Genomic DNA, 16,668 nt, shown 5'->3' with positions numbered 1-16,668 from the left:
TCCTAAATGAAATATTTACAACTTCTTTTTATAATTATACTTGTTTCTGGTTGTTCTGGTACTAAACGTATTGTTGAAACTTCTCCAAAAAGAACTACAGAACAAACTGAAACCAAAACAGACACTATTCAAGAAGTTATTGCTATTAAAAAGGATTTTGATGAAACTTCTGTTTTAGAAGAAACTCCAAACGAAACAAAAATAGATACAATTAAAAATCAAGTAGAAATTATTCCCACTAAACCAGTTCTCCATTCGCAGTGGAATAATTTGCTTAAAAGTCACGTTTCAGAAAATGGTAATGTAAATTATTCAGGATTCAAAAATAATTGGTCGACTTTAAGAAACTATTTAGAGTCATTAAATAAAAAATTACCTGATGAAAATTGGAATAAAAATGAAAAACTAGCTTACTGGATAAATACTTACAACGCTATGACCATTGATTTAATTCTGCGTCATTATCCTGTAAATAGTATAAAAGACATAAAAGACCCTTGGAAACAACGCTATTGGAAACTTGGTGAAAAATGGTACAATCTTGATGAGATTGAGCATAAAATATTGCGACAAATGAGCGAACCTCGCATTCATTTTGCTATTGTTTGCGCTTCATATTCTTGTCCTAAATTGTTAAATGAAGCGTATACGGCTTCAAACATGGAAAATCAACTTACCAAAGCTACCAAAGACTTTATTAACGATTCTGAAAGAAATATTTTAACACCTAATAAGGTAGAGTTATCTAAAATTTTCACGTGGTTTAAAAAAGATTTTTTGATTAACGGAAATGGAAATATCATTCATTTCATAAACAAATATTCAGATATTAAAGTCTCTGAAAAAGCCCAAAAAAGTTATATGGAATATAATTGGAGTTTAAATGAATAAAATCTCCATAATAATTCCTGTTTTAAATGAAGAAGCCAACATTGGCAAACTTCTGGAGCATTTAATGGTTAATTTTTCTGGCAAAAACACAGGTGAAATTATTGTTGTAGATGGTGGTAGTTTAGATGGCACACCAGATGTAGTTGAAACATTTGCAAAGATTAATAATACAAAAAACACTGAGGCTTATTATTACATAGACAACGCTGTAATTGATGCAACAAAAGCTTTTAAGCACAATTCTAAAATTAAAATAACACTTTTAAATTCTGAAAAAGGTCGAGCTAAACAAATGAATTTAGGAGCAAAACATGCTAACGGAAACATTTTATATTTTCTTCATGCCGATTCTTTTCCACCTAAAAACTTTGATGATTTAATTATTAGTGAAGTAAAAAAAGGTAATGAAGCGGGTTGTTTTAAAATGCAGTTTAACAGTAATCATTGGTGGTTAAAACTAGCCAGTTGGTTTACAAAATTTAGCTGGAGAATTTGTAGAGGTGGCGACCAAAGTCAGTTTATAACCAAAACATTATTTAATACAATTGGCGGCTTTAACGAAAGCTATATTATTTACGAAGACAATATTTTAATTAACGAATTATATGCCCGTAACCAATTTGTTGTTATTAATAAAACCTTAAAAACCTCAGCAAGGTTATATAAAAAACATGGTGTTTTTAAATTACAACTTATCTATTTGGTCATTTACATAAAAAGGTGGTTTGGCGCAGATGCTGAAGCATTACTTAGCTATTACAAAAAGCATATAAATTAAAAACTACTTGTTTCTCCCCTTTTCATTGGGATATAAAGCTGGTAAATTATCGCTTTGAAAAACTTCTTTTGTATTTACATTTATTCCTGATAACTTTCCTGTAAAAGCTGCTCCTGTATCAATATTCCAAACATTAATGGCGTGCATAGGTGTATCACATTTAAAATTAATAGTTGGTGTATGACCTATATAAATTTCGTTGTAATGTTTAAGTCGGTTTGGATAAATAGCAGAATCTTTTTCAATACGTTTATCCATAGTTAATGCCATTTCCCAAAGCGTTCTATCGTAATAAAACGTAGATTGAAAAACTTCTTTTTCAACACCATGCATAGATGTAAAACCAGCATGAAGAAACAATCTGTTTTCGTTATCAATATGGTAAAGTGTCATATTTTTAAAAAACTCTAAATGTTGTTTTTTATCAGCTTCATCAAATCCAACATAACTTTCCATAGTTTCCTTACCACCATGCATATACCAAGTAGGGTTTACCTCTTCTGATTCTAACCAATCTTCGCACCAAAGATCATGATTACCTTTTATAAAAATGCAGTTTATATTTCGTGATAACTCTATTAAAAATTGAATAACATGTGCAGATTCGCTCCAACCATCCACATAATCACCCATAAAAATAAGTGTGTCTTCATCTTTAACCTCCATTTTATTTAATAGCTGCACTAGAGCCTTTAAACCACCATGTATATCGCCTATTGCAAAAATTCGCATACTTAAATTCTTTTTAGCAAAACTAACTGATTATTTAAACTTATGAAAAATGAAACCTCTTTTATTAATTGGCATATTGCTGCCTAAGTAACATTTCAGCAGGTTTATTTTGTGGTGTAAACTGGTGGTTATTTTCTCCACCAACTTCGTTATGATTAATAAACCATTTCCAAATAAAACCTCCCGCAAACCAATCTTCATCCCAAAACGCTTCAAACAATGCTTGAGTGGTATTAATTTGCGCTTCAAGGTTTACTTGATTCATACTCCTATCACTTTTCCAAGGTTGTTTTCCTGAGTAATCTACGCTTCGGTAGCCATACTCGGTAAATAAAATGGGTTTATTGTACTTTTTGGAAGTTTCATTGATACTTAGTTTATGTTTTTCCCAACCTTTTAAACATTCTTCCAAAGTTGGTGTTTTACTAGCACTTACAGGAAAGTATGCATCTATACCAACAAAATCTAAAGCACTCCAAAAAGGTGTTCTATCAAATTCGTTCCAATTGGCAGCATAAGTTAGCTTCCCTTTATAAACCTCTCTTATTTTTTTAATTAAAGAAAACCAAAACTCCGGGCGATTATCAATAAACTTTTCTAATTCGGTACCTATACAAAACATTTCAACATGCATTTCTTGACCTAACTCTGCATATTCTAAGATAAATTCAGAATAAGAATCCTCTAAAGTTTTCCAATTCTCCTCGCTTTTCATTTCTATTAAACCTGTAAACTCACCGCGCCAAACCCAAATTTGTGGCTTGACCATAATTTTTATATTCTTTTTTTGAAGTTCTTGAATATATTGTTTTGCACCTGCTCGAGTTTCTCCATACCATTGTCTGTCTGTATTATGAATAACCTCTGGATGTTCTAAGGTTCTTATAAAACCAAATGGCATTATCGCTGCATAATTTGCATATATATTAAGCACAGGTTTTACATGACTTTCATTAATAGTATCTCTTGAAGCTACAAAACTCACACCATTAACTTTTTTAAATTCCTTAAACGGTGTCATAGCACAGGAACTAAAAAATAACAAAATACACAATGCTAAAAAGACTCTCATATTCTACAATTATTCACTAAATTTAAACAAATTGAAAATACTAACTTAAGGTTTTAACAAAACCTTCGACAAAATTACCCACTAAACCAAACCAATGGAGCATGTTGTTATTATAGGAAATGGAATATCTGGCGTTACTGCTGCCAGACATATTAGAAAACTTTCCGATAAAAAAATCACCATTATTTCTGCTGAAACCGATTATTTTTTCTCCCGAACAGCGCTTATGTATGTTTATATGGGACACATGAAATTTGAACACACACAACCTTACGAAAACTGGTTTTGGAAAAAAAACAAAATAGACCTTAAAAAAGGCTTTGTAAAAGCAATTGATACTGCCTCAAAAACACTTCTTTTTGCAGAAGGCGATACGTTACAATACGATAAACTCATTATTGCAACCGGTAGTAAACCCAATAAATTTGGCTGGCCTGGGCAAGATTTAAACGGTGTTATGGGTATGTATCATAAACAAGATTTAGATACTTTAGAAAAGTACGCCCCTAATAACAAAGTATGTAAACGTGCGGTAATAGTTGGTGGTGGCTTAATTGGTATTGAACTTGCTGAAATGCTGAAATCTCGTAATATCCCTGTAACATTTTTAGTTAGAGAATCTAGTTTCTGGAACGGTGTTTTACCCGACAATGAAAGTGAAATGATTAACAGACATATAAAAAGTCATCATATTGATTTGCGTTTAAACACTAATTTAAAGGAGATTATATCTGATGAAAACGGTAAAGTAAAATCGGTTATAACAAAAGAAACAGGTGAAGAAATTCCTTGTGATGTAGTTGGCTTAACTGCTGGTGTTTCACCAAATATAGATTTTATTAAAGATTCAAATATTGAAACAAATCGTGGTGTAAAAGTTAATCGGTTTTTAGAGACGAATATTCCTGATGTATACGCCATTGGTGATTGCGCAGAACAAAATGAAGGCATAGACCAACGTAGACCCATTGAAGCAGTTTGGTATACCGGCCGCATGATGGGTGAAACTGTAGCGCAAACCATTTGTGGTAATCGTATACAATACAAGCCTGGGCAGTGGTTTAATTCTGCTAAATTTTTAGATATCGAATATCAAACCTATGGTTGGGTATTTTCTAAACCCAGAGAACATGAAGCACATTTTCACTGGAAACATGAGGATGATACAAAATGTATCACGGTTTCCTACCATAAAGACACCAACCAATTTTTAGGCATCAACACCTTTGGTATTAGAATGCGCCATGAAACGTTTGACACTTGGCTAACCGAAAAACGTGGAGTTGATTATGTTATAGAACACCTCTCAGAAGCAAATTTCGACCCTGAGTTTTATAAAACTTTTGAATTAGAGATACTACAAGCCTATAAAAACCAACTACAAACAGCATAAAACGATTAAAAATGAGTCATAAACTAAATCATAGTATGTCTTTAGCAAAACCAGATTCTAACGGTTTATCTGTTAAACAAAAAATTGCTGTAGCTATTGGTGTTGTAGGTCTTTTTATTTTAGTATTGGCATTGTTAAATACTGAATTTTCCAACAAAAGCTTATTCTTAACCTTAGCATTAGTTTTAATTTCGGTGGGTACTATTATATTTTCAAATGATGCTTATTTAAACAAATCTAAAGGCATTAAAAATGACGGTGTTTGGTTTAAATCTATATCATCAAGAGGTATTTTAGGTTGGATAACCGGTATAATTTTAACCCTTTTTTACATTGTACTATATTTTTACCCACATCTATTAGGCTTAGGTAAAAATGGAGAGAGCAATACCGGATTAATTGCTCTATTCGACCCTTTAAGCTTTTTATTAAGCGGAAGACCAGCTAGCCAATGGTTTGTTTACGGAACACTTTACACAGTTGCTATTTTAGTATTTGGATACAAATTTCTATTAAAATATCGCCATAATCGATACGAGCAAATCCGCACGGGTTCGGTGATGTTCTTTCAATTGGCATTTGCCTTTTTAATTCCTGAATTTATGTATCGCTTAAATTCAAATTTACCTTATTACGATTTAAAAAGTATTTGGCCATTAAACTATTACAATTTTGAACGCTATAGAATTAATCAATTTATCGATGCAGGTGATATTGGTTTAGCCTTATTAATCTTCGGTATTGTTTCAATTTTTATCATAACACCTATTCTAACATACAAATATGGAAAACGTTGGTATTGTTCTTGGGTTTGCGGATGTGGTGCATTAGCTGAAACTGCTGGGGATTCCTTCAGGCAATTAAGCGACAAGCGTCAAGTAGCATGGAAAATTGAGCGTTGGGTAATACATAGTGTTTTAGTATTTGTGGTTTTAATGACTACTGCTGTTATTTACTCTTATTTAGGAAAAGACACTAGTAAATATTGGCTAACAAGAGATATGTTTTTAGGCTTAGTTGCAGGTTTTTTAACGCTTATTTTTGCTTTAACCATGATTTACAAACGAAAGGAACTTGGTAAAGATGCACGTTACGGAGCTATTGGTTATTTTGTAATTATTCTTGCATTAATTGGTCTGCATTATTTTAGTTCAGACACCAAACTCTTTTTATTTAAATCTGAAACACTACGCACTACGTACGGTTTTTTAATTGGCTCTATTTTTTCTGGAGTTATTGGCACAGGCTTCTACCCTATTTTTGGTAGCAGGGTTTGGTGCCGTTTTGGATGCCCAATGGCTGCTATTTTAGGGTTCCAGCAACGTATGTTTTCAAAATTTAGAATTACTACTAACGGCGGACAATGTATTTCTTGCGGTAATTGTTCTACTTATTGTGAAATGGGTATTGATGTTCGCGCTTATGCACAAAAAGGTGAAAATATAGTTCGCTCAAGTTGTGTAGGCTGTGGTATTTGTTCTGCGGTTTGCCCAAGAGGTGTTTTAAAACTGGAAAATGACTCCATGAAAGGCCGTATCAATCCTAATGAAATCTTATTAGGAAACGATGTAGATTTAATGGATTTAGTAAATAAGAAATAATCTAAAAATGATTGTACTTTTGTGCCCTAAAGATTTAATATTTAAATGCCCAATATAAAAGTCATTATACCTGCTTATAACGAAGCAGATTCTATAGCTCATGTTATTAATGATATTCCCGCTATTGTAAACGAAGTTATTGTAATTAGCAACAATTCTACTGACGATACCGAAATTAACGCCAAAAAAGCTGGCGCTACTGTTTTAGTAGAAAACAACAAAGGCTATGGTTATGCGTGTTTAAAAGGCATGAATTACATTGCAAACCTAGATAAAAAACCAGATATCATTGTGTTTTTAGATGGCGATTATAGCGATTACCCCGAAGAATTAACCAAAATTGTCGCTCCAATAATTGAGCAAGATACCGATTTTGTAATAGGTGCACGCACAAAAAAACTAAGAGAAAAAGGATCAATGACGATGCCTCAAATATTTGGCAATTGGCTAGCCACCACCTTAATGCGTTTGTTTTTTGGAGCTAAATTCACAGACCTCGGACCCTTTAGAGCTATTAAATACAAGAAGCTCCTAGCTCTTAATATGGAAGACAAAACCTATGGCTGGACCGTAGAGATGCAACTTAAAGCACTTAAACAAAAATTTACATACACCGAAATACCAGTAAATTATAGGAACAGAATTGGCGTCTCAAAAGTGTCTGGTACGGTAAAAGGTGCTATATTTGCAGGCGCAAAAATCCTAGGTTGGATTTTTAAATACAGTATTAAAAAATGATTTTAGAAACAGCAGTTATAGTTATTTACACCATCGCACTTTTGCTTATTTTCATGTATGCAATCGCGCAATTAAACCTACTATTTAATTATCTGTCTTCTAAAAAAAGAATAGACGATAGCGAAAAATTCGACTTGTCAAACCTAGACGAAATACCATATGTAACCATACAATTACCTGTTTACAACGAAATGTATGTTATGGAACGTTTGTTAGATAACATTGCAAAAATTGACTATCCAAACGATAAGTTAGAAATTCAGGTGTTAGACGATTCTACCGATGAGACTGTAGAAAGCACACGCCAACACGTAGAAAAATTACAAAAAACAGGTCTAGATATTAAACACGTTACCAGAACAGACCGAAAAGGTTTTAAAGCTGGGGCGCTAAAAGAAGGACTAATAATAGCCAAAGGGGAATTTATTGCTATTTTCGATTCTGATTTTTTACCTAAAAAAGACTGGTTAAAAAAGACTGTTCCTTATTTTAAAGACGAGCACATTGGCGTTGTACAAACCCGTTGGGGGCACATTAACCGCAATTATTCTATACTTACCAGAATTCAAGCCTTTGCTTTAGATGCGCATTTTACTTTAGAGCAAGTAGGCCGAAACAGTAAAGGACATTTTATAAACTTTAACGGTACAGCGGGCGTTTGGAGAAAAGCCTGTATTATCGATGCTGGAAATTGGGAAGGTGACACCTTAACCGAAGATTTAGACTTAAGCTACCGCGCCCAATTAAAAAACTGGAAGTTCAAATATCTGGAAGATGTTGAAACACCTGCCGAACTTCCTGTAGTAATTAGTGCAGCACGCTCGCAACAATTTAGATGGAACAAAGGTGGCGCCGAAAATTTCAGAAAAATGCTTTGGCGCGTTTTAAAAAGTCATAATATATCCGCAAAAACCAAAGTACACGGGTTACTACATTTATTAAACAGTACCATGTTTTTAAACGTGCTTATCGTTGGGATTTTAAGCATTCCAATGTTATATATAAAAAACGAATACGCGCATTTAAGACCATACTTTTACGTAATGAGTTTCTTTGTATTAAGCACCATTATATTTTTTATATGTTATTGGTTTATGTACAAAAATATTTATGGAGGCGGTTTTAAAAACTTTTTCAGATATATAGGTATGTTTTTTGTGTTTTTCTCAATAGCTATGGGCTTTTCGCTACACAATTCCATTGCTGTTTTAGAAGGGCATTTAGGTAAAAAAAGTGAGTTTGTACGAACGCCAAAGTTTAATATTAGTACATTTAAAGACAACTGGAAAAACAACAAATACATTAAAAAAACAGTATCGGCACACGTTATTTTCGAAGGGTTACTTATGCTCTATTTCGCATTTGGCATGTACAGTGCCTTTATTGTTGGCGACCAAGGTGGCGATTTTGGACTCTTTCCATTTCACCTTATGCTGTTTGTAGGCTTTGGCTATGTGTTTTTTAAATCTCTAGCTTCAAAGGTATAACACTTGTCATACTGAACTCTTGTAATGAGCGAAGTCGAAAGGTTATATCTTTTTTTAATCGTCATTTCGAAGGTAGAAAAACACATTCCTATAACCTATAGCTTATCTTTTAATAGACATTACTTTAGTATTGTACTTATATTGGATTTTAATAAGGTACCTTTACAACGTATTATTTATCTGTTAATATTAATTATCCCTTCGCATACTTCAGCGAATTGCTGAGGCTTTCTTTTTAAGCCACTTATTTTGATTAATTAAACCCTAGCAACCAACTTAATGCCTGATTGCCGGTAAGCAACTATCTAATAGTAATTTTAATCATACGGATTGCTCATTTCATTACTCTGCAATTCGTTCAATTCAAAAAACAAATGGCTTTATTAAAAATGGGAGTTATTGGAACTTCAAAAAAAGAGGATGAAAGACGCGTGCCTATTCATCCAGAACATTTAAAAAGACTTCCAGAACATATTCGCAAACAACTTATTTTCGAGAAAGGATATGGAGCACCTTTCAATATTAAAGATGAAGAAATTAGTAATTTAACAGGTGGACTAGCTTCACGAAGTGAAATACTAACAGACATTGGTTCTGCAATTATTGCCAAACCTATTTTATCAGATTTAGAAGAACTTAAAGATGGTGGTACTATTTGGGGATATCCTCATTGCGCACAACAATCACAAATTACACAAACTGCAATAGATAAAAAATTAACTTTAATTGCTTTTGAAGATATGTATGTATGGCATCCTAACGGACAAATGGGAAGACATACCTTTTATAAAAACAATGAAATGGCCGGATACAGTGCCGTTATACATGCACTTCAATTAAAGGGAATAGATGGTCATTATGGAAACCAACGAAAAGTAATTATTTTTAGTTTTGGCGCGGTAAGCAGAGGTGCCATTTACGCTTTAAAAGCCCATGGTTTTAGAGACATTACCATCTGTATTCAAAGGCCAGATCATGAAGTAAGAGAAGAAGTTTTAAACGTGCACTATGTGCGAGTAAAAAAAGGAAACAAAAACGAACCACGACTCATTGTTGTAGAACACGATGGTTCTCAACGTCCGTTATTAGATTTAATAAATGAATCTGAAATAATAATTAATGGTACATATCAAGATACCGATAACCCCATAGATTATGTAAAAGAAAATGAAAAATCTATGCTTAAACCCGGTACTTTAATTATAGATGTAAGTTGTGATGAAGGTATGGGATTTTATTTTGCAAAACCTACCACTTTTAAAAATCCACTTATTGCAATAGATTATATAGATTACTATGCTGTAGACCATACACCAAGCTATTTTTGGGAAAGTGCTTCCAGATCTATTTCTGCCGCATTAATTATGTATCTGCCATCGGTTATATCTGGTAGAGAAAATTGGTATAAAGATAAAACTATAAAAAACGCCATAAATATAGATAAAGGTGTTATAGTAAAAGATGCTATTCTAAGGTTCCAGAATCGCCACAAAACGTATCCACACCATGTAAATTAGTAAGTTTCCTAAAAACAGGTTTTAAAAGTGTAACACAAATTACTGGTTTGGGCGTTACCCTCGTTGGCACTCAGGTCGCGCTTTACGCACTACACGGTAGTTTGCTGCAATCGCTAACCCGAAAAAAAGAGGTTCGTTTAACGGTTGGGCTATGGTTTCGTTGCGGAATTGTCCGCGAGGACTATTCCGAGAAACACTAGCCATCATTGCAAGATAAGAATTTCCGGCAGGAAATTCCGCCGCAATGAATTATAGCCAGTGTTGGCATTTCGTTTTTTATTTTAAAATCGAGTATAGAGTCATTCAGAAATATTTTTATCTATACCGCAAGTAACAAGGGTATAAAAATCCATAAGGGAAATAAGAACCCAATTAGAACGATTAAATTCTTTGTCAGATGGCTAAATATATTTGCTTTAGTCTGAACAATAAATCTCATTTCTGTAATTATAAATGAAATATAAATCCAAAAATATATCCATATCAAAAACATCATTCCGATATGTTCCATTCCATTAATAGACATTAACATTCCAAATATTAAAGCACCGATTAAATTTGCAATTCTTAGAGTTTTAGATGGTTTATATTTTTTTGAAACTTCCGAGTCTAAATTATTCACAATCAAATGAGTTATTTTGATTAGTTTACAGGATTTTATAATGAATGCCAATGCGATGATAAGAAGTCGTTCTATAATTACTTATATCAATCGTTAATCGAAGTTAGCTAATTTTTCTCGTAAAGTCAACTAATACTATTGCTTATACCTAGACAAACAAATAATACTATATTTGGATATGCTTATAAACCAAACGTTTTTAAAACTGTACAAAACACCTTTACTATTGGTGTTTGCTAGCGCCTTATTTTATATAGCATTTGCTTACGATTTGCAACGTACAGACTATATAAAACTGGTTATGTTTTATGTGGCGCTGTTTTTTTTGTTTTATAAGCTTATACAATTTTTTAAACATAACATTAAAGGCTTAACCTACATCGCTTTTGGCTTTAGAGCGCTTTTTATTTTAGCTATACCCAACTTATCGCAAGATTTTTACCGTTTTATTTGGGATGGTCGCCTAATTCTTGAAGGTTTTAACCCGTATTTATACACCGTAGATACATTTATTAATAATGGTGAATTCCCGGTAGCTCAAGCTCAAGAATTACGTGACGGCATGGGTAATTTAAATGCGAGTCATTTTACTAATTATGCACCTTTAAATCAGCTTTGTTTTATTATTGCTGCGCTATTTTCTGGACAGAGTATTTTAGGTTCTGCCATAGTAATGCGTTTACTTATTATCGCTGCCGATTTTGGGACGCTGCATTTTGGTAAAAAGCTATTAGAAAAGTTAAATCTACCGGCACACAATATTTTCTGGTATATTTTAAACCCATTTATTATTATAGAACTTACGGGTAATCTACATTTTGAAGGCGTTATGATTTTCTTTTTTGTGTGGAGTTTATATTTACTGCATGTTGGTAAATGGCAGTTTGCAGCTGTTGTTTTAGCATTGTCAATATCTGTAAAATTAATGCCTTTACTGTTTTTACCTTTGTTTTTTCAGTGGTTTGTTAAGCGAAACGTCATTGTGAACACCGTGAAGCAATCTGTTTCAATTGGAGAGATTGCTTCGTCTCGAACTCCTCGCAATGACATAAAGGGAATAAAAAAATTAATTTTATTTTATGCCATTGTTGGTATTACTACGCTCCTGTGTTTTATGCCTTTTTACTCTTCAGAATTCATAGAAAACTATACCAATACAGTGGCACTGTGGTTTAATAATTTTCAGTTTAATGCGAGTTTATATTATATAGCCAAAACCATTGGATATGCTTATGGCGATTACCACGATGTGGTTAAAATTGGAAAAACCATACCTTATATAGTTATTCTGTTTGTTTTAATCATCACATTTTTTAGAAAAAACAAAACCACGGTTCAGCTTATTACAGCCATGTTATTCGCCTTATCGTTTTACTACTTTACGGCAACTACGGTGCATCCTTGGTATATTGCTACGCTTTTAATTTTAGCAATGTTTACTACGTATAAATTCCCGTTGGTGTGGAGTTTTGTAATTATACTAAGCTATTTGGCATACATAAGTATTGGTAATGCCGAAAAGCAAGAAAACTTATGGATTATTGCTCTAGAGTATGTTATTGTTTATGGCGTGTTTATTTGGGAAGTGTTTATAAAAAAGGATGAGGCTACCATTAAAACTTCAAAATAATATAAAACAATTACTGTTTTTTGAAAAGCAGACTACAATGTCATATTGAGCTTGTCGAAATATTTTTGTGTTACCTAATAATCATAATTGGTTTCGACAAGCTCAACCTGACATATAAACTTCAATGACTTTTCAAAAAATAGTAATTAAAAATCAAAAAAGGCTCCCAAAATGGAAGCCTAGATTTATTTATCATTGTCATATCGAATGAGGAACGATTAAGATATCACATAATCTTTTATTCTTTAAATAATGAGATTTCTCGTCGCTTTGCTCTGTCGAAATGACAAGCTTATTGAAACATAACATATGTTTCTAAGATTTACTCGAACTGACAGTAGGGTTTAGAGCTTTTCTAATTTAGTAATGGTATTTACTTCTTCTTCATCTTCGTAACCATCTTCATCAACAGTAACCTCAACATCGCTAGTGTAAGTTACTTTAAATTTTGTTCCTATTAAGGTTTCAGAATTTAAATTGAATGCTTTTAAAACACTGTCTTCAACTTCTTGAAATGTAACTGTATACTCGTCACCATCTTCATCTTTTGCTATAAAATTATAACCGTAATCTTCATGTCCGTCAAAAACTGCATTTACAACCATAGTCTCCTGAAAATTGTATTCTGTTGTATTTAAAACAGATGTATTTTTAAAACTAGATAATGTAAAAACTGATATAAGAAGACCACTTAATATGAATAAAAATTTTGTTTTCATTTTGATAATATTTAAAATTTAAATTGAAATAATGTATCGGAAAAATGAATCTACCTGAAGTCCGAATTACTTATAATAGCTTTACCTAAAAGCTACTGGTAGTGTGTAATTTAATTTTGATGTTTTCTCCTTCTTAAATTATGTTATTTAGTTTAGCTATAAACAAATCAATCACCTCTATAACGATAAGGATGATAATTATCCATTCTAACCGACTACTTTCCTTATGATCCATAATATCTTTAAAGAGCTCTAAATTCTCTTTAATAATTTCTATCCTATCATGAATTAATCGGTATCTATCTTTTAAATCGAAAGTTCTTTTTAAATCTTGATTAAGCGTATTAAGTTGTTCGTTTTCCCAGGTAATTTCTGGCGAATCAAAAATGTATAAGTTCTCTGAAATTTTGTTCTTTATGTTTAAAACCTTCCCTATAAAACGCTTTAACTTATTGCCTGAAATATCTAGTTTTCCTTTGTCTTCAAGATAGGTTGTATGCGTATTTGTTTCTATAAGTAGCTCTTCGGTAATTTCTGAAAACCTATTTAAAGCCACCGATTGTGAAGTGTTTAGCATAACCAACCTTATCATTTCTTTATCTAAAGTTGGTAAAATAACCTTATCAAAATACACCTTAAGTGTGTTTGGTTTTACAAAAACCTCAACTGAATCTGATAGTTTTTCTGAAAAATAATTTGAACAATAGGGTTGTAATGTTTTTAAAGCTATTTCAATTTCTGGAATAGTCATGTTAAAAAAACAAACCATACCGTATTGAAATATGTAAACATATTTTTGTTCTGAGCTTGTATAATAAAGCTCATCTATATTTTGAAACAATAATTGCCACGGCAACTCTTGTTTACAGGCTTTTATATTAATAGCACTAGCTACTTGGTAAGCAACTACAGAGTACATTTCATTATGAATTAAACATGTCTTTAGAGTTTTTAAAACTTTTAAACTCTAACAAATAATCGTTGGGATCTTTAATAAAAAACGACGTATGCTCTCCAACTTTATCTTTTAAAAATGTACTTTCTGTTACTAAGTTTAAATTTTGAGATTTAAGCTTTGCATGAATAGTTTCCCAGGTTTTTAAGTCTAAAATAATCCCGAAATGGAATGAAGGCAATATTTTACCTTCAAACACATAGTTAGGATTGTTAAAATTAAATTTACCCGCTTTTATAAATGTTATTTGGTGACCAAATAAATTTACATCAATCCAACTTTGTGTTGTTCTTCCTAAGGAAGCTCCAATACTAGTGTAAAACGTTTTTGTCTCCCTTATACTCATACTAGGTAACGACATGTGAAACGCGGTTTGCATAGTGCATAAATTAAATGGGTTTTAAGCTTTCTACTCTGTAAATAACATCGTCGCCATCTTCGTCTTCAACAAATGTTATTCTAAAATTTTGATCGACAAAACTTTTGTCGTTTTTAAGATCGTATTGTTTTAAAACTCTTGGATGAACTTCTTCAAAGGCTAATTCTTCTCCGTTTTCAAACCAAAATTTGTAATAACCGTTTTTGTAGGACTTAAAAACAGCTGTTCTCATAATACTAATATTTGTTAATCGTTATCGTCGTCTGAGTCTTCATCAACCACATCTGGATCTTGTACTGCTTCCGGATCATCATTATCAAAATCTTCATAATCATCTTCATCATAATTCTCCATAGTTACAGCAAGTTTTGTACTTACCTTTACCAGATATTTAGTATCGCTAGTAGTTACTTCTACAGCTTCTATAATTTCATTATGCTGATTTCTAAAAGAAATTATTTGGTCATCATCATAACCATCAGGGTATCTTTCAACTAAAAGTGCTAAAATTTCTGGGGTTAATTTTTTAAAATCTACAATAACACGTTTTAAATTATCGTTTCCTTTTTTCATTTATTTGGGTAAAAATTGATTCGTTATACGTTTTAAAGATAATTATTTATGATTATTTTACACGAATTACATCGTAAAAATCTTTTCTTCTATCTTTTAAATTTTTAACGGCTCCAAATGAGTGGAGTTCTCTTAATAAACTTAAATCTACATCGGCCACCAAAATCATTTCGGTGTTTGGTGTTGCCTCTGCTTTTATTCCATTACTTGGAAATGAAAAATCGCATGGTGTAAATACGGCAGATTGCGCATATTGGATGTCCATGTTATTCACATTTGGCAAGTTACCAACACTTCCTGCTATGGCTACATAACATTCATTTTCTACAGCTCTTGCCTGTGCACATAAACGTACACGAGAATAGCCGTTTTGAGTATCGGTTAAAAACGGAACAAATAATATATCCATACCTTCATCTGCCAGCAAACGAGATAACTCTGGAAACTCTGAATCGTAACAAATTAAAATGCCTATTTTACCGCAATCAGTATCAAAGGTTTTTAATTTATTACCGCGTTGCATACCCCAAACTTTAGCTTCGTCTGGTGTTACGTGTATTTTTTCGTAACGTTCAACATTTCCATCTCTTTTACATAAATAGCCCACATTATATAACTTATCGCCCACCACTTCTGGCATACTGCCTGAAATAATATTAATATTATATGATATGGATAATTGCTTAAGTTTATCTATAATGGTTTCGGTAAATTTTGCCAATTCTCTAATAGCTTCCGGCTCATGTAAATGATTAAACTCTGCCATTAAAGGCGCATTAAAAAACTCTGGAAATACGGCAAAATCTGACCTGTACGCAGAAACACTATCAATAAAGTATTCTACTTGCTGCATTAAATCGTCTAAACCCTTATAAGGTCGCATTTGCCATTGTATCAAACCAAGTCGTACAACTGTTTTTATTGTGCTTGCTTTTTTATTAGGTTTGGTATAATAAATATTATCCCATTCCATTAAAACAGCATACTCATTAGATGCTGTATCGCCTTCTAAATAGCCTTTTAAAATGCGTACCGGATGAAAATCGTTAGAAATTTGAAAGTTTAAAACAGGATCATGAATTTCTTTACGCTTAACTTTTTCAATATATTCTTTTGGAGTAAGCTCTTTGTGTTTATGGTAATTAGGCATTCTACCTCCAAAAACAATACCTTTTAAATTCAAGTTTTCGCAAACTTCTTTTCGGTAATCATAAAGACGTCTTCCTAATCGCAAACCTCTGTATTGTGGTTTTATAAATACATCGATACCATAAAGCACATCGCCATCGGCATGATGATTTTTAAAAGATTCACCTCCAATAATGTCTTCATATGTATGTTCATCATCAATACTATCATAATCTACAATTAGTGATAATGCACAACCGGCAATATCGCCATCTATTTTTATGATAACCTGCCCTTCTGGGAACATTGAGGTTAAATCTTCTATATGATGCTTTTTCCAATAAGAATTAAGCACACCGCCATAAGACTCTAAAGTTGCTGCTTTTAATTCCTCAAAATCATCAACCGTTAGATATTTAAGCTCTATATTTTCAATTTTTTCTGAGTCCATGG

Annotated in this window: 16 protein-coding genes; 8 read left to right on the top strand and 8 right to left on the bottom strand. The window is 32.4% G+C overall.

The genetic code is table 11. The annotated features are described in order from the left end of the window. The first annotated feature begins 6 nt into the window (after positions 1–6). The gene (locus MBM09_RS03960; protein WP_238675559.1) at positions 7–891 is read left to right on the top strand and encodes a DUF547 domain-containing protein; all 885 of its coding nucleotides are present in this window, start codon (positions 7–9) and stop codon (positions 889–891) included. Further along, on the top strand, positions 884–1,669 hold the full coding sequence (locus MBM09_RS03955) for a glycosyltransferase family 2 protein (RefSeq protein WP_238675558.1): 786 nt from the start codon (positions 884–886) through the stop codon (positions 1,667–1,669). Before MBM09_RS03960 ends, MBM09_RS03955 begins: the two co-directional genes overlap by 8 nt. Positions 1,670–1,672: 3 nt before the next feature. On the opposite strand, the gene MBM09_RS03950 is transcribed toward MBM09_RS03955, so the two are convergent. Continuing rightward, complete coding sequence (locus tag MBM09_RS03950; protein ID WP_238675557.1) at positions 1,673–2,401, bottom strand: metallophosphoesterase family protein; 729 nt, start codon at positions 2,399–2,401, stop codon at positions 1,673–1,675. A 64-nt stretch (positions 2,402–2,465) separates the two neighbouring features. Then, positions 2,466–3,422 carry a glycoside hydrolase gene (locus tag MBM09_RS03945; protein ID WP_238675556.1) on the bottom strand — a complete coding sequence of 319 codons (957 nt, stop codon included), beginning with the start codon at positions 3,420–3,422 and terminating at the stop codon, positions 2,466–2,468. Between the two features lie 145 nt (positions 3,423–3,567). On the opposite strand from MBM09_RS03945, the gene MBM09_RS03940 reads away from it, so the two are divergent. The 6 genes from MBM09_RS03940 to MBM09_RS03915 all read left to right on the top strand — a co-directional run bounded on the left by MBM09_RS03940 (position 3,568) and on the right by MBM09_RS03915 (position 12,461). Then, positions 3,568–4,866 carry an NAD(P)/FAD-dependent oxidoreductase gene (locus MBM09_RS03940; protein WP_238675555.1) on the top strand — a complete coding sequence of 433 codons (1,299 nt, stop codon included), beginning with the start codon at positions 3,568–3,570 and terminating at the stop codon, positions 4,864–4,866. Between the two features lie 11 nt (positions 4,867–4,877). Next, positions 4,878–6,467 carry a 4Fe-4S dicluster domain-containing protein gene (locus MBM09_RS03935; protein ID WP_238675554.1) on the top strand — a complete coding sequence of 530 codons (1,590 nt, stop codon included), beginning with the start codon at positions 4,878–4,880 and terminating at the stop codon, positions 6,465–6,467. A gap of 45 nt (positions 6,468–6,512) precedes the next feature. Then, positions 6,513–7,205 carry a glycosyltransferase family 2 protein gene (locus MBM09_RS03930; protein WP_238675553.1) on the top strand — a complete coding sequence of 231 codons (693 nt, stop codon included), beginning with the start codon at positions 6,513–6,515 and terminating at the stop codon, positions 7,203–7,205. Further along, positions 7,202–8,692: a cellulose synthase family protein gene (locus MBM09_RS03925; protein WP_238675552.1), complete on the top strand. Its 1,491-nt coding sequence runs from the start codon at positions 7,202–7,204 to the stop codon at positions 8,690–8,692. The genes MBM09_RS03930 and MBM09_RS03925 overlap by 4 nt, the downstream gene beginning before the upstream one ends. A 374-nt stretch (positions 8,693–9,066) precedes the next feature. Beyond that, positions 9,067–10,209: a N(5)-(carboxyethyl)ornithine synthase gene (locus MBM09_RS03920; protein WP_238675551.1), complete on the top strand. Its 1,143-nt coding sequence runs from the start codon at positions 9,067–9,069 to the stop codon at positions 10,207–10,209. Between the two features lie 800 nt (positions 10,210–11,009). Further along, entirely contained in the window at positions 11,010–12,461 is a 1,452-nt protein-coding gene (locus MBM09_RS03915) for a mannosyltransferase (RefSeq protein ID WP_238675550.1), read from the top strand. Between the two features lie 344 nt (positions 12,462–12,805). Here the strand turns inward: MBM09_RS03915 and MBM09_RS03910 are convergent, their stop codons facing one another. The 6 genes from MBM09_RS03910 to MBM09_RS03885 form a co-directional block, all read right to left on the bottom strand. Further along, positions 12,806–13,180, bottom strand: a complete 375-nt coding sequence (locus MBM09_RS03910; RefSeq protein WP_238675549.1) for a hypothetical protein — start codon at positions 13,178–13,180, stop codon at positions 12,806–12,808. A 133-nt stretch (positions 13,181–13,313) separates the two neighbouring features. Next, positions 13,314–14,099 carry an RMD1 family protein gene (locus tag MBM09_RS03905; RefSeq protein ID WP_238675548.1) on the bottom strand — a complete coding sequence of 262 codons (786 nt, stop codon included), beginning with the start codon at positions 14,097–14,099 and terminating at the stop codon, positions 13,314–13,316. Between the two features lie 4 nt (positions 14,100–14,103). After that, positions 14,104–14,496 (bottom strand): VOC family protein, encoded by a 393-nt coding sequence (locus MBM09_RS03900; RefSeq protein ID WP_238675547.1) that lies wholly within the window; start codon positions 14,494–14,496, stop codon positions 14,104–14,106. Between the two features lie 28 nt (positions 14,497–14,524). Beyond that, positions 14,525–14,746, bottom strand: a complete 222-nt coding sequence (locus MBM09_RS03895) for a hypothetical protein (protein ID WP_238675546.1) — start codon at positions 14,744–14,746, stop codon at positions 14,525–14,527. 14 nt (positions 14,747–14,760) lie between these two features. Further along, entirely contained in the window at positions 14,761–15,087 is a 327-nt protein-coding gene (locus MBM09_RS03890; RefSeq protein ID WP_238675545.1) for a hypothetical protein, read from the bottom strand. A gap of 52 nt (positions 15,088–15,139) precedes the next feature. Then, positions 15,140–16,666 (bottom strand): bifunctional GNAT family N-acetyltransferase/carbon-nitrogen hydrolase family protein, encoded by a 1,527-nt coding sequence (locus MBM09_RS03885; RefSeq protein WP_238675544.1) that lies wholly within the window; start codon positions 16,664–16,666, stop codon positions 15,140–15,142. Positions 16,667–16,668: the final 2 nt, after the last annotated feature.

Origin of the sequence: Flaviramulus sp. BrNp1-15, from assembly GCF_022259695.1 — a bacterium.
Taxonomy (GTDB): Bacteria; Bacteroidota; Bacteroidia; order Flavobacteriales; family Flavobacteriaceae; genus BrNp1-15.
The sequence above is the reverse complement of the archived record's forward strand: the minus strand, read 5'-3'. Positions and strand labels throughout refer to the sequence as shown.